Source organism: Segatella copri (assembly GCF_026015465.1).
Classification (GTDB): domain Bacteria; phylum Bacteroidota; class Bacteroidia; order Bacteroidales; family Bacteroidaceae; genus Prevotella; species Prevotella copri_E.
In genome coordinates this window covers 616,394-638,749 of record NZ_JAPDUQ010000001.1, presented here as the reverse complement: position 1 = coordinate 638,749, position 22,356 = coordinate 616,394, and the positions used below count along the sequence as shown (strand labels likewise).

Genomic DNA, 22,356 nt, shown 5'->3' with positions numbered 1-22,356 from the left:
AAATATAAATTTTTGCTATATTTTTTGTTTTGTCTCCAATTTGTGCTATCTTTGCCTTCAAATTATAAACGTTTATATAGAAATTATGAAATTTTTGAAGAAGTATCTACTGGATATTCTGGTAGTTATTGCATTTGCAATCATCTCCTTCGTCTACTTTATGCCAGCCGATATGGACGGACGAATCCTCTTCCGACATGATGCAGCGGCAGGAAAGGGACTGGGACATGAAAAGGAACTCTTCCAGCAGCAGACGGGAGAGACTACACGATGGACGAACTCGGTGTTTGGCGGTATGCCTACCTATCAGATGTCGCCTTCGTATGACAGTAATCAGGTGCTCAGCCAGATTGTGAAGGCATATCATCTGTGGTTGCCAGACTATGTTTGGTATGTTTTTGTATACCTCCTGGGCTTCTATATCATGCTGCGTGCCTTCAACTTCAGACAGTCACTGGCGGCGCTGGGAAGTATCATCTGGGCATTCTCGTCCTACTTTTTTATCATTATCGCTGCCGGACATATCTGGAAGGTATGGGCACTGGCTTATCTGCCGCCGATGATTGCGGGCGTGGTGCTTGCCTATCGGGGCAAGTATCTCAAGGGACTGCTCCTTACTGCCATCTTCTCGGCTTTCGAGGTGCAGGCAAACCACGTGCAGATGACTTATTACTACCTCTTTATCATCCTCTTCATGGTGATAGCCTTCCTGGCAGATGCTATCAAGAAAGGTGAACTCGCACGCTTCGGAAAGGCTACGGCGGTATGCGTGGTGGGTGCCCTCATCGGTATCTCGCTCAACCTCTCGAACCTTTATCATACCTGGCAGTATGGTCAGGAAACCATGCGTGGAAAGAGTGAACTCGTAAAGAAAAATGCGGCTAACCAGACCAGCAGCGGTCTGGATAGAGACTATATCACACAGTGGAGCTATGGTATCGACGAAACGTGGACGCTGATGATTCCGAATGCCAAGGGCGGTGCCTCCGTGCCGCTGGCGCAGAACCTGCAGGCGATGGAGAAGGCTGATCCTAACTTCGTTCAGATTTACCAGCAGCTGGGACAGTACTGGGGCAACCAGCCGGGAACGAGCGGACCTGTATATGTAGGTGCCTTCGTCTGCATGCTCTTTATCCTGGGCCTGTTTATCGTGAAGGGTCCGATGAAGTGGGCGCTGCTTGCTGCCACCATCCTGAGCATCCTGCTCGCCTGGGGTAGAAACTTCATGCCGTTTACCAATTTCTTCCTCGATTATGTGCCGATGTATGCCAAGTTCCGAACGGTGGCATCTATCCTGGTTATCGCAGAATTCACCATCCCGCTCCTGGCGATGATGGCGCTGAAGAAGATTGTGGATGAGCCGGAGATTCTGGCAGAGAAGATAAAATATGTATATGCCAGTTTCGGTCTGACAGCAGGCTTCTGTCTGCTCTTTGCCATCATGCCGGGCGTATTCTTCCCAGATTTCGTATCGGTACAGGAGACACAGGCGCTGCAGCAGTTGCCTCAGGAGTATATCTCTCCAATCATGAGCAATCTGACGGATATCCGCAAGGGCATCTTCACATCCGACTGCTGGCGTTCGTTCTGGATCATCCTCGTCGGTTCGGCACTGCTGATGCTCTTCAAGATGAAGAAGCTGGGCAAGGAATATATGATTGCCGGCATCGCCGTGCTCTGTCTGGTGGATATGTGGATGGTGAACAAGCGCTATCTCTACGATGATATGTTCGTAGACAAGGCGCAGCGCGATACACCGCAGCAGATGACCGAGACCGACAAGATTATCTGCCGTGACAAGGCACTCGACTACCGTGTGCTGAATCTGGCATCGAATACATTCAATGAGAACGAGACCTCTTACTACCACAAGAGCATCGGCGGTTATCATCCAGCCAAGCTCCGTCGCTACCAGGAGATGATTGAGGCACATATCGCTCCTGAGATGCAGAAGACGATGCAGGCGGTAGCTGCTGCGGGCGGCGATATGACCAAGGTGAACGGCGACAGTATCTATCCGGTATTGAACATGCTGAATACCAAATACTTCATCATGCCGCTGCAGGGCGGACAGACCGTTCCGGTTCTGAATCCGTATGCCTACGGCAATGCATGGTTCGTAGACGAGGTGAAGTATGTGAACAATGCCAACGAGGAAATTGATGGCGTGGGCAAGGTGAACCTCCGACACGTGGCTGTGGCTGATGCCAAATTCAAGGAACAGCTGGCGCAGAGCGTGAAGCAGGATGATACTTCGGTGGTGAAGATGACGCAGTATAAGCCGAACAACCTGACTTACGAGGTGAAGTCGAGCAAGGGCGGCGTGATCGTATTCTCTGAGATTTACTATCCGGGCTGGACGGCTACGGTTGATGGACAGCCGGCTGAGCTGGGCAGAGTGAACTATATTCTGCGTGCGCTGAACGTGAAAGCTGGTAATCACAAAGTGGTTCTCGATTTCCATCCTCAGTCGCTCAAGAATACCGAGACGGTGGCTTACATCGGTTATGGCGTTCTGGCTCTCCTTATTATAATAGGTGTAGTGGTTGAGGTGAGAAAACGCAAGAAGGCTTCTCCGGAAGTGAATGAATAAAAAGGAGAAAGATTTATGCTGTTTCGCACAGAAATAGATATTCCGAAGGCCGACTTCGAGATAGGGGCGGCAGAGCGGATGCTCTTTGTGGGCAGTTGCTTTGCCGACAATCTGGGTAGGCGGTTTGTGGAGAACCGCTTCCGGGCTACGGTGAATCCCTTCGGGGTGATGTATAATCCGGCAAGCATTCTCCATACGGTAGAGAAATGTTCCGAGGTGCGTCCCCGTGTGGCTGTCTTTACGCTGGGTACCAACCATGTGTATATCCTGAAGGAGACGGGCGAGATAGTGGACAACTGCCAGAAGCGCCCGCAGCGCCTCTTCGAAGAGCGGGAACTGAGCGTGGACGAATGTGCCGGCTATCTGCAGAAGGCTATCAGTCTGCTGAAATCGCAGACCGCAGCATCCGGTAGCAGTGAAGGCACTCTGAAGGTAATCATCACGGTAAGCCCTATCCGCTATGCGAAATACGGCTATCCCGGGAGTCAGCTTTCGAAGGCTACGCTCCTGCTGGCAGCCGATAAGCTGGTGAAGGAAAATCCCGGAGTGGTGAGCTATTTTCCGGCTTACGAGATTATGAACGATGAACTCCGTGACTACCGCTTCTACAAGGAAGACATGCTGCACCCGAGCGAACAGGCTGTGGAATATATCTGGGAGCGGTTCCGGACAACTTACTTCGGCAAGGCAGCAGAGCAGTTTCTGGATGACTGGAGGCCTATCCGCGAAGCACTCGGCCACAAGCCCTTCCATCCCGAGAGCGAGGAGCATCAGAAGTTCATCGCCGGGACGGAAGAGAAGAAAAGACAATTTGAGGAGAAATATCATCTCTTATAAAATGGAGAAATATCATCTCTTATAAAATAAAGAATATTTAAATAACAAGACAATGACATATACTATTGAAAAGGTAACCACACTGATAGGTGCGCGTCGCTATGGAGACAATGATACCAACATCGGTTTTATCCTGACCGATAGTCGTTCACTTTGTTTCCCAGAGGAAACTCTGTTCTTTGCGCTCAAGTCGGAGCGTAATGATGGTCATAACTACATCCCTGAGTTGTATCGCAGAGGTGTGAAAAACTTTGTTGTAACGAATGTGCCTAAGGGCTATGCTTCTGATTATCCGGGAGCCAACTTCCTGAAGGTAGTAAACACGCTCGAGGCTCTCCAGCGTCTGGCTGAGCGCCACCGTGACGAGTTCAACATCCCTATCGTAGGCATCACGGGCTCAAACGGCAAGACCATGGTCAAGGAGTGGCTCTACCAGCTGCTCTCGCCAAGCATGTTTGTTACCCGCAGTCCGCGCAGTTACAACTCTCAGATAGGTGTGCCATTGTCGGTATGGCTGATGAACGAGCAGACCCAGGTGGGCGTTTTCGAGGCAGGTATCAGTATGCCAGGCGAAATGCTTGCCCTGCGTGACATCATCCAGCCAACCATCGCCGTACTGACCAATCTGGGTGCTGCGCATCAGGAGAACTTCTCTTCCATGGAGGAGAAATGCCGGGAGAAACTCATCCTCTTCCATGATGCAGAGACCGTAATCTATGATGGCGATGACGAGGTTATCAACAAGGTGATAGCTGAATATCCCGACTATAAAGGCGAGAAACTCTTCTGGTCGCTCAAGAATGCGGAGGCTCCTTTCTATGTGAAGAACATCGAGAAGCAGCAGAGCGTGAGCGTGATTACCTATATATATAAAGGTGTGGAAGACAGTTTCTCTATCCCGTTCATCGACGATGCATCTGTACAGAATGCCATCATCTCTGCCGTCGTGGCATCGAAACTCGGTCTTTCGGCTGAAGATATCGACAAGCGCATGGCACAGCTCGAACCTGTGGCAATGAGACTGGAGGTGAAGGTAGGACAGCACGGATGTACGCTGATTAACGACAGCTACAACAGTGATATCAATTCGCTCGATATCGCCCTCGACTTCATGAACCGCCGTCCAGACCATCGCGGTCGTCGCCATACGCTGATATTGAGCGACATTTACCAGAGCGGTCAGGCACCGGAGGTATTATATAAAGAGGTGAGCGATTTAGCCCGCAAGCGTGGCGTGGTAAAGTTCATCGGTATCGGTCCTGAGCTCTGCAAGCAGCACGATGTGATTCAGATTTCAGAGAAGTTCTTCTTCCCGAATGTAGAGGAATTCATCGCCAGCGAAGTGTTTGCTTCCCTGCGCGATGAGGTGATTCTGCTGAAGGGCGCCCGCCAGTTTGGCTTTGACCAGCTCACCGAACTGCTGGTACAGAAGGTACACGAGACTACGCTGGAGGTGAACCTGAATGCCGTGGTAGCCAATCTGAACTACTACCGTGCGTTTATGAAGCCGGAAACCAAGCTGGTATGCATGATCAAGGCAGACGGCTACGGTGCAGGTGCTGTGGAGATAGCCAAGACCCTGCAGGACCATCGTGTAGACTATCTGGCTGTGGCTGTAGCCGATGAGGGCGTTACGCTGCGCAAGAACGGCATCACCAGCAACATCATGATCATGAATCCGGAGATGACCGCCTTCAAGACCATGTTCGATTACGACCTGGAGCCTGAGGTTTACTCTTTCCGTCTGCTCGATGCGCTCATCAAGGCAGCTGAGAAAGAGGGCGTAACCGGTTTCCCTGTCCATATCAAGCTGGATACCGGCATGCACCGCATGGGCTTCGACCCTGAGAACGATATGGAGGAACTCATCGGCAAGCTGAAGCACCAGAATGCCATCATCCCACGTTCTGTGTTCTCTCACTTCGTGGGCAGCGATGACGACAGCTTCGATGATTTCTCAGCTCATCAGTTTGAACTCTTCGACAAGGGCAGCAAGCAGTTGCAGGCAGCTTTCGACCATAAGATTTTGCGCCATATCTGCAATTCGGCAGGTATCGAGCACTTCCCGGAGCGCCAGCTGGATATGTGCCGTCTGGGACTCGGACTCTACGGTATCAATTCGCGCAACAACAAGACCATCAACTGCGTGAGCACCCTGAAGACAACTATTCTGCAGATGCACAACGTGAAGGCAGGCGACAGTGTGGGCTACAGCCGCAAGACAATTCTCGACAGAGACAGCGTCATCGCAGCCATCCCTATCGGATATGCTGACGGACTGAACCGCCGTCTGGGCAACCGTCATGCCTACTGTCTGGTGAACGGCCAGAAGGCAGAATATGTGGGCAACATCTGTATGGATGTGGCTATGATAGACGTGACCGACATCCCTTGCAAGGAAGGAGATTCGGTAGAAATCTTCGGCGAGCATCTGCCTGTCCAGACACTGAGCGATATCCTCGAGACCATCCCTTATGAGGTGCTGACCACCATCAGCAACCGTGTGAAGAGAGTTTACTTCCAGGACTAGGAAGTGAAGAGGGAAGAACGAAGAGGGAAGAATGAAGACCGATTCGGTAAAAAATCATTTAAAAACGTATAAAAATAGAGAAATCCTATCAGAAATGTTCTGATGGGATTTTTTTTGCGTAATTTTTTCCATCAAAACGTATTGTAATTGAAGAAAAAAGTGTATCTTTGCACACAACAAATCATAAAAAGACAAAAGAGGGTGCTCTTTGTCGTGTATTTTCTAACAATTAAACAATACTACAAATTAAAATGGAACAAGTATTTAGCTATATTATCAGTCTCGGTGCGAGCGTGATGATGCCTATCATCTTCACGGTCATCGGTCTGTGTATTGGCATGAAATTCGGAAAGGCTTTGAAGTCGGGACTCTTCGTAGGCGTGGGTTTCGTAGGCTTGGGCGTGGTAACTGCATTGCTGACTACCAACTTCAACGACCCATTGAAGGCTATTTCAGACATCTACCACTTACAGTTAAACGTTTTTGATATGGGATGGCCAGCAGCTGCAGCTGTAGCTTACAATACAGCAGTGGGAGCATTGATTATCCCAATCTGTCTGGGTGTCAACTTCCTGATGTTGATTACCAAGACAACACGTACAGTGAATATCGACCTCTGGAACTACTGGCACTTCGCCTTTATCGGTGCAGTGGCTTACTTCGTGATGGGTCAGAGTTTGCTCTGGGGCTATTTCGCAGCCATCGTCTGCTACATCAACACGCTGGTTTGTGCAGACCTGACAGCCGACAGATTCCAGAAATATTACGATTTGGATGGTATCTCTATTCCGCAGCCATTCTGCCAGAGTTTCATGCCATTCGCAATCGTTTTCAATAAACTCTTCGATATGATTCCGGGCTTCTCTAAGCTCGATATCGATGCAGAGGGACTGAAGAAGAAGTTTGGTGTGCTCGGTGAGCCACTGGTACTCGGTGTTATCGTAGGAGCCCTGATAGGTTGGGCAGCCCAGCTCGATATCAAGAAGATTCTCTTCCTGGGTGTAACGATGGGAGCCGTGATGGAGCTGATTCCTCGTATTACAGCCCTGTTTATCGACGGTTTGAAGCCTATCTCAGAGAAGACACAGGAGTTGGTGAAGACCAAGTTTAACGGCAAGAAGGTTCATATCGGTATGAGTCCTGCCCTGGTAATCGGCCATCCTACTACTCTGGTAGCATCTGTGATTCTGATTCCGGTTATCCTGGCTATCGCAGTCTTCCTGCCAGGCAACCAATTCTTGCCTTTGGCTTCGTTGGCAGGTATGTTCTACCTCTTCCCAATGATTCTGCCGTTTACAAGAGGTAATGTGGTGAAGACGCTTATCATCGGCCTGATAACCCTCGTCATCGGTCTCTACTTCGTTACCGATATGGCACCAGACTTTACGCTGGCAGCCAACCAGGTTTATGCAGCAACAGGCGATAATGCCGCTCATATCCCTGACGGATTCTCAGGCGGTGCACTCGATTTCGCATCCTCTCTCTTCGGATGGGTTATCTATCGCGGTGTGAAGCTTTCATACGTAGGTATGGGTGTTCTCGCAGTCATCACAGTAGCCATGATGGTTATCAACCGTCAGCGCATCGTGAAGGAAGAAAAAAAGTAAAAAGGTAAAAAATAAAACAAGATAATTATGAAGAAATTAACATTAATATTAGCAGCAATGGTATTAACAGCAAGTCAGGCTTTTGGCCAGTGTGGAAAATGTGGTTATGAAGTGAAGGCAGAAAATGCCTACACTAACTACAACGTTCGTTATGCAAGCAATCCGATGGATGCAAAGCACTATACAACAGACCGCCTTCGCGGTGAATTCGCTATCGAGAAGGTGTTTGCTCCAGGCGAGGTAAACTGGACATACACCATGTTCGACCGCTTCCTCATCGGTGGTGCTGAGCCAACAACTGCTCCTCTGAAGCTGACTTCTATCGCTCCTCTCTATACAGACAAGCCAAACGATCAGAAGAATCTGCTCGACAACCGCGAGCTGGGTATCATCAACATCGGTGGCGAGGGTACTGTTACCGTTGACGGCAAGAAGTATACACTCGGTTTCCAGGAGGCTCTCTACGTAGGTCGTGGTGCCAAGAACATCGAGGTAAGCAGCAAGGATGCAGCTAAGCCAGCTAAGTTCTATATGAACAGCGCTTGTGCTCATCAGACATATCCTACCAAGAAGGTTACCCTGAAGGATGCCAACAACATCAAGGCTGGTAGCCTGAAGGAGAGCAACGACCGTGTAATCCACCAGTTGATTATCGACGGTGTAGCCGGTGTTCGTACCTGCCAGTTGCAGATGGGTGTTACTGAGTTGAAGGAGGGTTCTGTATGGAACACCATGCCAGCTCATACTCACCTCCGCCGTATGGAGACTTACCTCTATTATAATGTACCAGAGGGTCAGAAGATTCTCCACGTAATGGGTGAACCACAGGAGACACGTCCTATCTGGTTGAACAACGAGCAGGCTGTGATTTCTCCAGAGTGGTCTATCCACTGTGCAGCAGGTACCAGCAACTATACCTTTATCTGGGGTATGGCAGGTGAGAATCTGATCTACAACGATATGCAGGTAGTGAAGATTCCTACATTGGAATAATAAGATACATGATATGGCAACCTGGTTTATGATTAATATGAGCCAGGCTTTGCCGTCTAAATAGTAATCTAAAATAAAAATAAGTATAACGCTTAAAAACTTTTTTATAAAATGAGCCCTATTACAACAAGTAAAATGTCCAACTTCCGTTGGGTAATCTGTGCGCTGCTCTTCATCGCAACCACAGTCAATTACATGGACCGTCAGGTTCTCTCTTTAACATGGAAAGACTTCATTGCTCCAGAATTCCACTGGACAGATGATCACTATGGTACCATCACCGGTCTTTTCTCCATCTTCTATGCCATCGCTAACCTCTTCGCAGGTAAGTTTGTTGACTGGATGGGCACCAAGAAAGGTTATCTCATCGCTATCTTCGTATGGTCAACAGGTGCTGTGATGCACGCCGGTTGCGGTTGGGTAGCTATGCAGATGGAAGGTTATGATTCTATCGAGGCGCTCCGCATGGTACAGGCTGGTAGTGATGCAGCCGTAGCGATTGCTACAATCAGTGTATGGTTGTTCCTCTCTTGCCGTCTGATTCTTGCTGTGGGTGAGGCAGGTAACTTCCCTGCAGCCATCAAGGTAACAGCAGAGTATTTCCCTAAGAAAGACCGTGCTTTCTCTACCGCCATCTTCAACAGTGGTGCTTCTGTAGGTGCTTTGGCAGCTCCAGCTACCATTCCTTTGTTGGCTCGCAGCATGGGCTGGGAATGGGCCTTCATCATCATCGGTGTGCTCGGTTACGTATGGATGGGCCTCTGGGTATGGCTCTATGACAAACCATCTAACAGCAAGTATGTAAACAAGGCTGAGCTTACTTATATTGAGCAGGATGAGAACCTCGATCAGGTTGAGGCTGGGAAAGAGACTGAAACTGCAGCTGAGGAGAAAACTATCGGTTTCCTGAAGTGCTTCAGCTACCGTCAGACCTGGTCATTCATCGTTGGTAAGTTGATGACTGATGGTGTTTGGTGGTTCTTCCTCTTCTGGGCACCAGCTTATTTCTCTGACCAGTATGGTTATTCTTCAGATTCAGGTATGGGTATCGCCCTCATCTTCACTCTCTATGCTATTGTAACCGTATTGAGTATTGGTGGTGGTTACTTGCCAACCTACTTTGTTGACAAGAAGGGTATGAATCCATATATCGGCAGAATGCGTGCGATGTTGATTTTCGCTTGCTTCCCATTGCTCGGTCTGATTGCCCAGCCTATGGGTGAGTACAGTGCATGGTGGCCAGCTATCATCATCGGTTTGCTCGGTGCAGGTCATCAGGCATGGTCAGCTAACCTCTATTCTACCATCGGTGATATGTTCCCTAAGTCAACTGTAGCTACTATCACCGGTATAGGTGCGATGGCAGGTGGTATCGGTTCCTTCCTGATCAACAAGGGTTCCGGTATGCTCTTCACCTATGCAGATGGTCTGGGTTCAGACTTCAGCTTCATGGGCTTCGATGGCAAGCCAGGTGCCTACATGATTGTATTCTGCATCTGTAGTGTTGCTTACCTCGTAGGCTGGTGCATCATGAAGGCATTGGTTCCTAAGTACAAGCCAATCGTTGTAGAAGAATGAAAAGGTAAAAAAGTAAAAAGGTAAAAAGGTAAAAAAAGCCTTCTTTAAAAGTAAAAAGGTAAAAGGGTAAAAAGCCCCTCTCCCTCTTTGCGCCCCCGTTCCCTGCGATTCCATCGCAGGTCCCCCGTAATGTTAAAAGCCCCTGATGTAATAACACACCAGGGGCTATATAAATTTACGAGGGAATGGGGTTATAAAGGGTTAAGGCTTTTTTACCTTTTTACTTTTTTACCTTTAAATAAATCCTTGCTGCTTGATGGCTTCGAGGAAACCTTGGCTCATCGCCTCGCAATCCTTCTTTGTGTATCGGATGTCGGTGAAAACCTGGGCTAGGGTCTCTACGTTGTTGATGCGAACGAACTCCTTGTTTTCTTCCAGAGCTTCCTTCTCTGCATAGAAGTCATCTATCTTTTCTGGGGTGTAATCTTCGAAATGCTCGTGGTGGATGATGCTGCGCAGAGGAAGACGGTCGCTCAGGGCTGGATGTTCTGCCGGCCAGCCGATGGTCAATGTGGCTACTGGCATTACGAGCTTAGGGAGCTTCAGGGTGTCGATAATCATCTTTGGCATATAAACCGTAGTTCCCAGGAAACAGGTGCCCAAACCGGCTTCTTCTGCCAGGTTCGTAAAGGTCTGGGTGAAAAGAAGGGCATCGGTAGCTGCATTCATGAAAGAGAGAATGTTGTCATAGCCCGGGGTTCCCTTGCGGTTCTCTGCCCAGAGGGTTGTGCGGCGATAATCAGCACAGATGGTGAGGACGACAGGGGCTTCTGTTACCATTGGCTGGTTGAAGTGGGCTGGTGCCAGCGCCTTCTTTCCTTCTTCACTTCTTGTTACCACAACGCTGTAAAGCTGCAGGTTTCCCATTGTCGGGGTGCGCTCTGCCTCTTCCAAAAGGTTGTTCAGGAGTTCTTCAGATACTTCCTTCTCTGCATATTTTCTGATGCTTGTTCTGTTCTTAATCGATTCCATATCTTTTTTATTTTATCATTATACCTTATTATATATATAGGAGTTCTGTTCCATTTCAGAACCCTATTTTGCTGCAAAGTTAGTGAAAGTTTCCCAAAAAGTTGTCTTTCTTTCACTTTTTTAGTGAAATATATGCCAAAACGTTTCAGATTTTAGAAATAAAAGTTTAATTTTGCACCTAAATATGAAACGTTTGATATGGAATATATTGAAAATATGACTTTTGAAGAGGCTTCCAAGGCTCTTATAGATGAATTGAATGCTAATCTGGCAACACTTCATCAGAATTATCATGTAGAACAGTCTGATTGGAATAAACTCTATGATCAGATAGCCAATGTTGTTTCAGAGGAAACTCATCTTCCTGTTTTCTCTCCTGAAGTAATGGAGGTGCGACCTCGAGAACTGGAATGCGATGTGGTGCGATTCCAGAATAATAAGGAGAAATGGGTGGCTCTGGTAGGACTGCTCGACGGTCATCCATACGAAATCTTCACGGGTTTGCAGGATGAGGACGAGGGTATCATGCTGCCTAAATCTGTAAGCAAAGGCAAGATCGTGAAGACCATTCTGGATGGAGGCTTGAAGCGATACGACTTCCAGTTTGTGAACAAGCGAGGATATAAGATTACGGTTGAGGGATTGAGCGAGAAGTTTAATCCTGAATACTGGAACTATGCCAAGCTGATTTCCGGTGTGCTGCGCTACCGTATGCCTATCGAACATGTCATCAAACTCGTTTATCAGCTCCAGCTTACTTCAGATAACATCAATACCTGGAAGAAAGGTGTTGTGACAGCCCTGAAGAGATATCTGAAGGATGGTAGCCTGATGAAACTTTACGATGATAGTGATTCCGAATCCTAATCCTAATCCCCAAGATAGAAACTGATATAAACTATGCTTTTCCGTAGTAAGATATACTTGAAGAATGTCCGTTTCCATGCATATCACGGCGTTCTGCCACAGGAAACCCAGGTGGGCAACGATTATGTGGTGAATCTGGATGTGAGCTATGATTTCTCCAGAGCCATGGAAACCGATGAACTGGCTGGAACCCTCAACTATGCAGAACTCTATGAACTCGTGAAACAGGAGATGGAGATACCTAGCAAACTGCTGGAACATGTAGCCGGAAGGATAGGAAAGCGACTCTTTGCAGAATATCCGACTATTCAGAAAATACAACTCGCTATTACCAAAGTTAATCCTCCTTTTGGAGCAGATTGTGACGGCGCAGGGGTAGAAGTTGTATTAACAAATGATAAAACTTTATAGTAGATTTAGGTTTTCTGATACAAAAGTAGTAATTTTGCAAAATCATCAGAAAGATATGTTGAAGAAAATAACACTCATATTGCCCCTATTGTGTATGTTGGTGCTGACAGCGACAGGCTCCAACCGCCGTTTCACGCTCGTTATCGACCCAGGTCATGGCGGTCATGATGTGGGCGCACGTGGTGCTATTTCCAAAGAAAAGAATATCAATCTCTCTGTGGCATTGCAGTTTGGCAAATATGTTGAGCGCAATATGCCGGATGTGAGAGTCATCTATACCCGCAAGACGGATGTCTTTATTCCTCTGAAACAGCGTGCCAACATTGCTAACCGCGCCAATGCCGACCTGTTTATCTCGGTACATACCAATGCGCTGCCAGCCGGTAAGATAGCCCGCGGTTTTGAAACCTATACGCTCGGTATGCACCGTGCCAAGGATAATCTCGATGTGGCTATGCGAGAGAACTCCGTTATCTCGATGGAGAAGGGCTATCAGCATACCTATCAGGGTTTCGACCCGCGATCTTCTGAGAGTTACATCATCTTCGAGTTTATACAGGGTAAGAATATGGAGAGAAGCGTAGAACTGGCGCGCAATATCCAGCGAAAGGTATGTTCCGGTGCCAACCGTCCGGATAAGGGTGTGCATCAGGCAGGATTCCTGGTTCTCAGAGAAACCTCGATGCCTAGCTGTCTGATAGAGCTCGGTTTCATCACTACTGCCGATGAAGAAAGACTGCTCAACGATGCCAGCAGGGTGGATGATATCGCCCGAGGCATCTACGAAGGTTTTGCGCAATATCGCAATAAATACGATAAATCCATCTCGGTTCCTTATCGGGCTGCGGATACAGAATCGGTGCCGGTTGCCAAGATAGTTTCTGATACGAAACAGGAAAAGGACGAGCGCCGTGCTGAGGAGGCGGATACTGCGCCGAGAAGAACGGTGAAGCAGGTGGAAACCAGAGCAACAAAGGCTAAAACGGTTCAGCAGAACAGAAGACAGAACCCGCAGGATAAGCCGGTTCAGCAGAACAGACAGACGCAGCAGAACAGAACTGTAGCTCAGAACAAGCCGGCACAGCAGAAAGCCAATGTAGCCGATGCGCCTGTCTTCAAGCTCCAGATATTTGTCAGCAACCGCACGCTCCGCAAGGGCGATGCCCATTTTAAGGGCGAAACCGGTTATGACAGTTATCAGGAAGGCAATATGGTGAAATATACGATGGGAGCTTCTACCAACTATAATGAGATTTTCCGCTTGCGCAAGACGCTTGCCGAGAAGTTCCCGGAAGCTTTCATCATAGCTTTCAAGAATGGAAAGAAATATGATGTGAATCAGGCTATACGTGAGTTCAAACAGAACAGAAACCGCTGATTGACCTGAGTAAGGATAAGATATAAGCACGAATATATAAAGAGATAAATATGAAGCTAACAAAAGAAATCAAGATAGCTCTTGTAGCTATTGTCGGTATTTTGATTATGTATTTCGGAATCAATTTTCTGAAAGGCATGAATCTGTTCTCTACCAACAACGCCTACTATATGACGTTTGATGACATCCAGGGACTGGGTGCCTCTACGCCTATTTATGCGGATGGTTATAAGGTAGGTATCGTGGATGGTTTGGAATATGATTACAAGGAGAATGGTCCTATCAAAGTAAAGGTGGATATTATCAAGGATTTGAGAATCCCGCAGGGCAGTAAAGCCGAAATAGTAAAAGACTTGATGGGTAACCTGCAGGTGAATCTGCTTCTGGCAAACAATCCGCGCGAAAGAGTAGAACCGGGAGGTATCATTCCGGGTGCTGTAAACGGAGGCATGATGGATAAGGCTGCCAACCTGGTTCCGGTAGTGGAAAAGATGTTGCCTAAGTTGGATTCTATCCTTACCAGCGTGAATGCGCTGCTGGCTGACCCGGCTCTGGCTGCTTCGCTGCATAATGTGGAAACCATCACAAGCAACCTCACCGTTTCTACACGTGAACTGAATACCCTGATGGCAGGACTCAACAAACAGGTTCCGGGTATGATTGGAAAGGCAAATGGCGTGCTGGATAATACCAACCGCCTCACAGCTAATCTGGCCAGTCTTGATGTGCAGGGCACTTTGAACAAGGTGAACCAGACTTTGGAGAGTGCTCATCAGTTTACTGAGAAGCTGAACAGCAACCAGGGCAGCCTCGGATTGCTGATGAACGATACCAAACTGTACGACAATCTGACGTCAACCATGAGTCATGCCGACTCCTTGGTTATCGACTTGAAGGCACATCCGAAACGCTATGTCCATTTCTCTGTTTTCGGCAGAAAAGACAAGTAAAAAGAGTTCGAGCTAAATAAATTTAGTCTAAATAAGATTCGGTATGTTTCACGCCCCGAAATGACTCGCAAACTGTTTGTTTGTTAGCCGTTTCGGGGACGTTACATTATTGTTTCACTGATTTTCAGTCTGCTATATTTGTATTTTTGACAAGTGTTTGGTATTCAGTAATTTAAAGACTATCTATTAAAATATTTTAAATAAGGGGATTTGCATTTCTCCTATTTTTTTTGTAACTTTGCACGTGATTTCGCATCTTTTGGTGCGTCCCGTCATTTGTGAATTAAAGTATTAATAATATAAGTAATCAATGTTAGCAAGTCCAAAAGCCCTCTGGGACAACAGTCTTTTGCTCATAAAGGACAGTGTAACAGAGCAGCAATATAACACATGGTTCAAGCCAATCGTCTTTGAATCGTACAAGCCGTCGACAAAGACTTTGTTGGTGCAGGTTCCGAGTCCGTTCGTATACGAGTACTTGGAACAGAACTTTGTTGACTTGTTAAGTAAGGTGCTGCATCGTAATTTTGGTGAAGGAATCCGTCTCACTTATCGTGTTGTAACCGATAAGGAGCATAAGCTTTCTCAAGATATAGAGGCAGATCCAGACGATGCTGATATGGCAAAGCAGGCTCGTGAGCGTGCCCAGCAGACGGCTGCCCAGCCTGCCGCTCCCCAGCAGCAGGAAGACATTGATACACAGTTAGACCCGAAGCTTACTTTCAACAATTATATGGAGGGTGACAGCAACAAGCTGCCTCGTTCCGTAGGATTGTCTATTGCCGAGCATCCCAACACCACCCAGTTTAACCCAATGTTCATTTACGGACCTTCGGGTAGCGGTAAGACGCATCTGGTGAATGCCATCGGCCTGAAAGCGAAGCAGATGTATCCTCAGAAGCGTGTGCTCTATGTGAGTGCCCGTCTTTTCCAGACCCAGTATACTGATGCTGTGCTCCATAATGCGAGCAATGATTTCATCAATTTCTATCAGTCTATCGATATGCTGATTGTGGATGATATCCAGGAGTGGGCTGGTAAGGCGAAGACGCTGAATACCTTCTTCCATATCTTCAACCACCTTTTCCGCAACGGAAAGCGTATTATTCTGGCGAGCGACCGCCCTCCGGTAGAGTTGAAGGATATGCCAGACCGTTTGCTCACCCGTTTCTCTTGTGGTCTGGTCTGCGAGTTGGAGAAGCCGAATATCCAGTTGTGTGTGGATATCCTGAGCAATAAGATCCGTCGTGACGGTTTGAAGATTCCGGTAGATGTCATCTCTTTCATCGCCCAGACCTGTAACGGAAGTGTGCGCGATTTGCAGGGAGCCATCAATGGTCTTCTGGCTTACAGCATTGTTTATAACAGCAGCATTGATATCCGTCTTGCCGAGCGCGTCATCAAGCGTGCGGTGAAGGTGGATGATAAGCCGCTCACCATCGATGACATCGTAGAAACGGTTTGCCATCATTATAATGTAACGGTTACTGCCGTGAACAGCAAGAGCCGTAAGCGTGATTATGTCGTGGCAAGACAGGTAACGATGTATCTGGCACAGAAATATACCAAAATGCCTGCTTCGAGAATCGGCAAACTCGTTGGTAATCGTGATCATAGCACAGTTATCCACAGTTGTTCAAAAGTGGAAGAAAGACTGAAGATTGATGCTGGATTCAGCGATGAACTGGTTAGTATCGAAAACGGATTAAAGGTGAAAAGGGCATAAAGGATGTGCTTTTCGCTGATAGGATAAGTTTAAGCGCGGAACCTTGGTATAGTGGTTCTTGTTTATATAAATGAAATAAAGGAAGCCTGGCAAGTTTGTTTTTGCCTTGGCTTCCTTTTTCCGTCTATAATATCTGAACTATTAACTATCAACTCTTTTTTATCATCATCTTCTTCCATTTAAAGTATCCGGCTACGGCGATGATGACGTAGAGACCGTAAAGTCCTGCCTTGAATGGGATACCTTTGACGATATAGAGATAGAAGCAAACGGCATCTACGATAATCCAGAAGAACCACTGCTCGATATATTTGCGTGCCAGCGCCCAGAGCCCCACAAAGCTCAGGGCATTGGTGAAACTGTCTTGCAGAGGAACTGTAGAGTTGGTGAAAGTTATCAGTATATAATAGGTGATACTCCAGGCTGCCAGGAAGAACAGAAGAGTAGGGAGATAGAGCGACTTCTTCATATAGGTAATCGGAAGTTCTTCTTTCTCCTTCTGGTTGTGCTTCTTGCCATATTTCCATACGGCATAACCATATATACCGGCTATCGTATAGTAGACCGCCATACCCGCATCGCCGTAAAGACCATGACTCCAATAGAGCCATACGTCCAGGGCAGGCATGATGATGCCTACCAGCCAAAGCCAGATACTGGCACGGTACTCCAACAGGATATAAACCAGTCCGAGTACCGTGGTAAAGATGTCTAAACCATGTGATGCAATATAATCCATCATGATGATTTCTGATTAGAACTTCAATGTAAGATGCGTCATCCAGGTGGTATCTGCCATCGGGATGTAGGCTATCTGCTTGAATCGGTTGTCCAATGTATATCCGTAACCGATAGCATTGCCCCAGGTGAATGCGCTGGCTGCATAGTGGCGGTTGAAGATATTGTTGATGTCTACACCGAAGCTTATCTCCTTGATGCCGAGTGCCTTGGTTACCTTAGCACTGTAGTTCAGGCTCAGGTCGCTCTGTGAATAGCATGGCAGTGAGAAGTCGCGGTCTTCTGTATTGGTAATATACTGGCGACTTACAAAGTTGGTGTGCCAGGTAGCTGAGAAACCGGCATAGTGGATATCGATGAATCCGTTCAGGATAGCTGATGGAGAATAAGACAGGGTTGAGTTGTCGTAATGTACTACGCCTGGCTTCTTGTCGTCTTCCCAGTTGCTTACATACTCATCAAAGTCCTTAATCTTGTTCTTGCTCAAAGCGGCATTTCCTTCTACAGACAACCATGACAATGGTGCCCAGCCGGCTGTCAGCTCTACACCCATACGGTAAGAATCCTTGATGTTGGTGGTCAGCGCCTCGCCGATGTCACTCAACAGTCCGGTCTGAGCCAGCTGGTTGTCATAATCCATATAGTAGAAGTTGGCGCCTGCATGCCAGTTGTCGCCCTGATACTGATAGCCGAACTCTACATCGAGCAACTTCTCCTCTTTAGGGAATGGATAGTTGAAGTTGTCGGTAAAGTTGTTGCGCTCTGGCTCGCGGTTGCTGTAGGCTACAGATGCGTATGCCTTGTGGCCATCCTTGTTGAAGCTGATACCTGCCTTAGGGTTGAAGAAGTTGTACTTCTCGTTGATGTTCAGCTCCTGGTTCTTGTAGCTGCCATCTGCCTGGGCGATAAATTTATCGTTGATACCGTCGGTCTTGTATTCTACACGGCGATACTGCAGGTCAGCGAAGGCATTCCAGTAGTCTGCAAAGCGATAGCTTGCCTTGACGAAGGCGCTGTAGTCATACTTGTGGGCATCAGAATCATAGTACTTATACTGGCCGTTGCTGCCGAAGAACTTCTTCTCGGCATCCTGGTTGGCGATATAAGTAAGGTATCCCCAGTGGTTGCCGCGGAACTGCTGCAGGTTCAATCCGCCGATAACATCCCAGTGCTCATCCTTGTAGTTGGTATTGTATACCATGCCGTAGGTATGCTGGGTGAGTCCCTTCTTGCGGATGAAGTCAGACTTCTTAACCTTCTTGCCTTCTGCATCCTTGTAAACGAGTCCGAACTTGGCAAACTTGGCGTTGTTCTTAAACTCCTTGTAGTAGCCGTAGCCATAGGTATAATGCAGTGAGAGGCTGTGGCTCCAGTGGCTGCCAGGTGTCCAGGTAGCCGAAAGGATGTTGTGGTTCTGATAGAAGTTATCAGTAGTCTTGTCCCATTTGCTTCCGTCGCGCAGGGTATAAGGAGTGATGGTATAATCGCCCTTGCCGTTGCGAACCAAATCACCTGTCAGCACGTTAAACTTATCCAGACCTGCCTTATACATATCTTTATAGGTGCGGATGCCATCCTCAAGGAGGGTGAAGTTAGAGTTGTAATCTCCGCCCAGCACACCATTCCAAGCCTGACCGGTCTTCTCGAAGTTGCCGATGTTCTTGTAGCTTACCTTGAAGTTATCGCTCAGCCAGGTCAGTCCGCCATAGTAAGAACCTGAGCGGCCTGCTGTACCGTCTACATAACCGTCGGTAGCTGTCTCGTGATAAGCACCGTCAAAAATCAGATGCTTGCCGAGCAGACCTGTAGAGAAGCTGGCGCCTGTATGATAGGTATTGTAAGAACCGAAAGAACCGGTAACTTCTGCAGTAGGGGTGAGCGAAGGAGCAGCTGTAGCCATAGAGATGCTTCCACCGAAGGCACCGTCGCCATTGGTAGAAGAGCCTACGCCGCGCTGTACCTGGATGCTGCCCAGGAGCGAAGAATAACTGTTCATGTTAGCCCAGAAAACGGTCTGGTCTTCCGGTGAGTTGAGAGCCACTCCGTCGAGTGTTACATTGATGCGGCTTCCGGCAGCGCCACGAATGCGCATATAGGTAGTACCGGTGCCGATACCGTTCTCACTCCAGGCGAGGATGCCCGGTGTACGAGAAAGGAGAAATGGCAATTCCTGACCTGAGCAAGAGAATTGTTTGAGTTCTGATTTCCTGATGTTAGCCACGGCGTATGGAGCTTCCTTTGCGGCACGTACGCCTTTTACAATCACTTCATTCAAATTCTGCACCTTCAAGGTGTCGATTTTTGTCTGTGCCAGTGCAGCCTGGCTTGCCAAAGAGCAAAACGCTACACTGAGTGCGATCCCGTTGAATCTTTTCATTTATTTAAATTAAAAACATCTATATAAGGGGGGAATGTGCCTTATTTTCCTACGCCAGCATTACCTGGTTCAGGTCGATGGGTATATTCTCAGCATCCGCTTTTTTCTCTTTTCTGGCGGTAGCACCCCTTAGTTAGCTCTCTGCTAACCGGGTGCAAAGTTACAAATAAATTTTAATCCCGCAAAATTTGCGTAGATTTTTACTATATTTGTGTCCTTTTATCATTCTTTTTTCTTATATTTGCAGTCGGATTGCTGTTATTCGCAGTCTTGACAGTTTGAAACCTAAACTTCATGTGATATGGTTATGAGACGGTATATTTCACATTTGTTCACGTGGGTCATCTCTTTCCTGACCCTGTTGGCATTCTCATCGTGCTTGAATGAGCATCCTAAGGATCAGCTCGATGGGGGTGGCAGCAATGGTTCTGCGTCTGAAATATTCGATACGACCATAGCTCCTTTATATGATTTTATGGGTGGAGCGATAGATGGGGAAGGCATCCGCGAAATTCAGCGTCTGGACAGTCTGCTTTCTCTTTCTCCTGATGATGAGCAGCTTTATTCTTCCTGGCAATATCTTTATCGGGCTATCGGCATGTGTAACAAGTCGCTGGATATGATAGATTTCCAGTCAGTACGCCTTACCGATAATCAGAAGGCGCAGTTCAAGGCTGAGGTGCGTGCCATCAGAGCCATGATGTATTATGAGGCGATGGATTTGTATGGCAGGATTCCGGTACTCCTGTCTGCGGCAGAATCACTCATCTATGAACCGGCATCGGGCTCTTCGGTTACCGATGAAAAGCTGTCGGCTCAGAGCGAACGGAGCGAAATCTTCCATTTCATCTTCAGCGAATTGCAGCAGGTGTTGCCTTATCTTCCTCAGACGTCAAGTTTGGAGGAAGGCTCTCATTATGGGCGCATCACGCAGCCTGTGGTCAACTTCCTGCTGGCTAAACTGGCGCTGAATGCTGAAATCTATATGTACAATGATTGGGCGCAGGGTTACAGGAAGCGTCCGAAGGGTAGGGACCTGGAATTTATGGTGCGTACTGCCGATGGCGCCTCGCTCATTACGGGCGGCAAGGCGAGTGAGAACCGCAGCAGAATATTGAATGCATGGGAAACCTGCATCTTCTATTGCAATAGATTGGCTGATGAGGGCTGCAGTTTAGAGGAGGATGAAATCTTCAACAGTTCTGTGCGTTATCAGATGCCGGAAGATGCGCTGCTGATGGATGAGGCTGATTCTGTTCTGCATCCACGGTCAGCCAAACCTCTTTTCCGTTTCCGCTATACCGATGTGTTGCTGATGAAGGCTGAGGCGATGGAGCGCAACGATGGGGATGGCAGGGCAGAGTATAATATGGTTCGTGCGCATGCCGGTTTGCCTGCGCGCAAGTCATCGCTTGCCAATATTCTGGAAGACCGTCAGGTTGTGCTGGCGGGCGAAGCCTGTCACCGTCAGGACCTTATCCGTTTCGGCAAGTTCCTCAAGTCATCGCATCTTCGCCGTTCTGTTCAGTCCGCTCTCTCGTCCTGTTCCATCGTCTTCCCGATACCTCAGCGGAGCCTTGCCTTCAATGGTAAGTTGGTTCAGAATAAAGGATATGAGGCAATGGAATAGCCAAAAACTCTTCACTCTTCACCCGATAGCTCGAACCCCCTTTATATAAAAGCATTGCGGAGGGTGAAGAGTTTTTTGTAACTCTTCACCTCTCTTCACCCACTCTTCACCTCTCGAACCCCCTTTATATAAAGGCATTCCCAGCGATTGGGTGAAGAGTGAAGAGTAAAATCAATTTTTCTTCTTCTTTTCTGATATCAGCCGTAACCGGTATGATATTTCGGTTATAGAAAAACCTGACAAACCGGTTTTCGTTCGCTGTTTGGCTCAGACAGCCCACTGTTCTTCCTACCGCTAGTCTGCTGTTCTAGTTTCGCCAGTCTGCTGTTCCCGATAAATAAAACCATTTTTTTTCGTCCTTTTATTCACTTTTTCCCCATTTCTCCCCTCCATTTAAAAATAAAATTTGTACTTTTGCATGCGTATTAACGTGTTAACGATAATCTTGGCAGATGCCAAATGATAAACTGTATGAGTCAAATGGTGTGAAGGAAGAATATATAGGTCAGTTCCTGGGAGCATGTTCTCATTATATAGATAAACTGGATAAGTTGCGTCTCCATGTCAATAAAATGGTAAAGAACCGTGAATATCAGGAACTTTATTCAATGACGAGAAGCTGTGAACAGAAGGAACACGAGTTGGGAGAACTCTATGCAAATTTCGATAAGGTCTTCCTGCATCTGTTCCCTGATTTCGTGGAAGACCTCAATAGCCTTCTGAAGCCGGAGGCACAAATCCATCTTACTGATGCTGCGAAACTTCCGGCAATGGTGAGAGTATTCGCCTTGATAAGACTGGGTATTGATGACAGTACGAAGATAGCAGAATTCCTTCATTATGCAGTTAATACGATATACAATTATCGGGCAAAACTGCGTAATGGAGCTATTGGTGAAAGAAATGAATTTGAGAAGAATGTGAAAGAATTAGGAACGATAAAAGGAAAAGAATAATATATTGAGCCCCTTTTTAAAGTGGGCTCAGTAAATGATGTAATAAAGTTGGTTAAAAATGTAGTAAATGCTTGTTTGCTTGTCGCTTTTTTAGTATCTTTGCGATGAAAAATAAAACTCAAGTGTGAAAAATGTGGAGAATTTCACAAAAGAAGTATCAGAAATGTGTAAACTTACACATTTTCCGCACTTTAACGATGGAGGTGCTAAAAA

Annotated in this window: 15 protein-coding genes and 1 pseudogene; 13 read left to right on the top strand and 3 right to left on the bottom strand. The window is 47.3% G+C overall.

The genetic code is table 11. The features are described 5' to 3' along the window. The first annotated feature begins 85 nt into the window (after positions 1–85). The 6 genes from ONT08_RS02790 (at position 86) to ONT08_RS02765 (ending at position 10,138) form a co-directional block, all read left to right on the top strand. The gene (locus tag ONT08_RS02790) at positions 86–2,593 is read left to right on the top strand and encodes a YfhO family protein (protein ID WP_264959199.1); all 2,508 of its coding nucleotides are present in this window, start codon (positions 86–88) and stop codon (positions 2,591–2,593) included. Positions 2,594–2,608: 15 nt separating this feature from the next. Further along, on the top strand, positions 2,609–3,430 hold the full coding sequence (locus tag ONT08_RS02785) for a GSCFA domain-containing protein (protein ID WP_264959198.1): 822 nt from the start codon (positions 2,609–2,611) through the stop codon (positions 3,428–3,430). A gap of 52 nt (positions 3,431–3,482) precedes the next feature. Then, entirely contained in the window at positions 3,483–5,960 is a 2,478-nt protein-coding gene (locus ONT08_RS02780; protein ID WP_264959197.1) for a bifunctional UDP-N-acetylmuramoyl-tripeptide:D-alanyl-D-alanine ligase/alanine racemase, read from the top strand. A gap of 251 nt (positions 5,961–6,211) precedes the next feature. Next, positions 6,212–7,567, top strand: a complete 1,356-nt coding sequence (locus ONT08_RS02775) for a PTS galactitol transporter subunit IIC (protein ID WP_264959196.1) — start codon at positions 6,212–6,214, stop codon at positions 7,565–7,567. Positions 7,568–7,594: 27 nt separating this feature from the next. Continuing rightward, a complete protein-coding gene (gene kduI, locus ONT08_RS02770) occupies positions 7,595–8,560 on the top strand; it encodes a 5-dehydro-4-deoxy-D-glucuronate isomerase (RefSeq protein WP_118201640.1) in 966 nt (321 codons plus the stop codon). Between the two features lie 111 nt (positions 8,561–8,671). Next, on the top strand, positions 8,672–10,138 hold the full coding sequence (locus ONT08_RS02765) for an MFS transporter (protein ID WP_264959195.1): 1,467 nt from the start codon (positions 8,672–8,674) through the stop codon (positions 10,136–10,138). Between the two features lie 234 nt (positions 10,139–10,372). Here the strand turns inward: ONT08_RS02765 and ONT08_RS02760 are convergent, their stop codons facing one another. Further along, positions 10,373–11,110 carry a nitroreductase family protein gene (locus ONT08_RS02760; protein ID WP_264959194.1) on the bottom strand — a complete coding sequence of 246 codons (738 nt, stop codon included), beginning with the start codon at positions 11,108–11,110 and terminating at the stop codon, positions 10,373–10,375. Positions 11,111–11,479: 369 nt separating this feature from the next. Between ONT08_RS02760 and ONT08_RS02755 the strand changes: the two are divergent. The 5 genes and pseudogenes from ONT08_RS02755 to dnaA all read left to right on the top strand — a co-directional run. Next, positions 11,480–11,938, top strand: a pseudogene (locus tag ONT08_RS02755) (adenosylcobalamin-dependent ribonucleoside-diphosphate reductase); the annotation flags it as partial. A 72-nt stretch (positions 11,939–12,010) separates the two neighbouring features. Beyond that, positions 12,011–12,388 (top strand): dihydroneopterin aldolase, encoded by a 378-nt coding sequence (gene folB / locus ONT08_RS02750; protein ID WP_022121401.1) that lies wholly within the window; start codon positions 12,011–12,013, stop codon positions 12,386–12,388. A 55-nt stretch (positions 12,389–12,443) separates the two neighbouring features. Further along, positions 12,444–13,766, top strand: coding sequence for an N-acetylmuramoyl-L-alanine amidase family protein (locus ONT08_RS02745; RefSeq protein ID WP_264959193.1), 1,323 nt, complete (start codon positions 12,444–12,446; stop codon positions 13,764–13,766). 50 nt (positions 13,767–13,816) lie between these two features. Continuing rightward, positions 13,817–14,716 carry an MlaD family protein gene (locus ONT08_RS02740; protein ID WP_118201291.1) on the top strand — a complete coding sequence of 300 codons (900 nt, stop codon included), beginning with the start codon at positions 13,817–13,819 and terminating at the stop codon, positions 14,714–14,716. 310 nt (positions 14,717–15,026) lie between these two features. After that, the gene (gene dnaA / locus ONT08_RS02735; protein ID WP_264959192.1) at positions 15,027–16,442 is read left to right on the top strand and encodes a chromosomal replication initiator protein DnaA; all 1,416 of its coding nucleotides are present in this window, start codon (positions 15,027–15,029) and stop codon (positions 16,440–16,442) included. Positions 16,443–16,590: 148 nt separating this feature from the next. Here the strand turns inward: dnaA and pnuC are convergent, their stop codons facing one another. Then, positions 16,591–17,184, bottom strand: a complete 594-nt coding sequence (gene pnuC / locus ONT08_RS02730) for a nicotinamide riboside transporter PnuC (RefSeq protein WP_118201290.1) — start codon at positions 17,182–17,184, stop codon at positions 16,591–16,593. A gap of 12 nt (positions 17,185–17,196) precedes the next feature. Then, complete coding sequence (locus ONT08_RS02725; protein WP_264959191.1) at positions 17,197–19,557, bottom strand: TonB-dependent receptor; 2,361 nt, start codon at positions 19,555–19,557, stop codon at positions 17,197–17,199. Positions 19,558–19,864: 307 nt separating this feature from the next. On the opposite strand from ONT08_RS02725, the gene ONT08_RS02720 reads away from it, so the two are divergent. Continuing rightward, complete coding sequence (locus ONT08_RS02720) at positions 19,865–21,187, top strand: RagB/SusD family nutrient uptake outer membrane protein (RefSeq protein ID WP_264959190.1); 1,323 nt, start codon at positions 19,865–19,867, stop codon at positions 21,185–21,187. 452 nt (positions 21,188–21,639) lie between these two features. Continuing rightward, positions 21,640–22,143: a DUF6377 domain-containing protein gene (locus ONT08_RS02715; protein WP_264959189.1), complete on the top strand. Its 504-nt coding sequence runs from the start codon at positions 21,640–21,642 to the stop codon at positions 22,141–22,143. Positions 22,144–22,356: the final 213 nt, after the last annotated feature.

Bases quoted from the DNA above. Each gene is read 5' to 3' on its own strand.
- ONT08_RS02790 (WP_264959199.1), top strand. From the start codon at position 86: ATGAAATTTTTGAAGAAGTATCTACTGGATATTCTGGTAGTTATTGCA.
- ONT08_RS02785 (WP_264959198.1), top strand. From the start codon at position 2,609: ATGCTGTTTCGCACAGAAATAGATATTCCGAAGGCCGACTTCGAGATA.
- ONT08_RS02780 (WP_264959197.1), top strand. From the start codon at position 3,483: ATGACATATACTATTGAAAAGGTAACCACACTGATAGGTGCGCGTCGC.
- ONT08_RS02775 (WP_264959196.1), top strand. From the start codon at position 6,212: ATGGAACAAGTATTTAGCTATATTATCAGTCTCGGTGCGAGCGTGATG.
- kduI (WP_118201640.1), top strand. From the start codon at position 7,595: ATGAAGAAATTAACATTAATATTAGCAGCAATGGTATTAACAGCAAGT.
- ONT08_RS02765 (WP_264959195.1), top strand. From the start codon at position 8,672: ATGAGCCCTATTACAACAAGTAAAATGTCCAACTTCCGTTGGGTAATC.
- ONT08_RS02760 (WP_264959194.1), bottom strand. From the start codon at position 11,110: ATGGAATCGATTAAGAACAGAACAAGCATCAGAAAATATGCAGAGAAG.
- folB (WP_022121401.1), top strand. From the start codon at position 12,011: ATGCTTTTCCGTAGTAAGATATACTTGAAGAATGTCCGTTTCCATGCA.
- ONT08_RS02745 (WP_264959193.1), top strand. From the start codon at position 12,444: ATGTTGAAGAAAATAACACTCATATTGCCCCTATTGTGTATGTTGGTG.
- ONT08_RS02740 (WP_118201291.1), top strand. From the start codon at position 13,817: ATGAAGCTAACAAAAGAAATCAAGATAGCTCTTGTAGCTATTGTCGGT.
- dnaA (WP_264959192.1), top strand. From the start codon at position 15,027: ATGTTAGCAAGTCCAAAAGCCCTCTGGGACAACAGTCTTTTGCTCATA.
- pnuC (WP_118201290.1), bottom strand. From the start codon at position 17,184: ATGATGGATTATATTGCATCACATGGTTTAGACATCTTTACCACGGTA.
- ONT08_RS02725 (WP_264959191.1), bottom strand. From the start codon at position 19,557: ATGAAAAGATTCAACGGGATCGCACTCAGTGTAGCGTTTTGCTCTTTG.
- ONT08_RS02720 (WP_264959190.1), top strand. From the start codon at position 19,865: ATGAGACGGTATATTTCACATTTGTTCACGTGGGTCATCTCTTTCCTG.
- ONT08_RS02715 (WP_264959189.1), top strand. From the start codon at position 21,640: ATGCCAAATGATAAACTGTATGAGTCAAATGGTGTGAAGGAAGAATAT.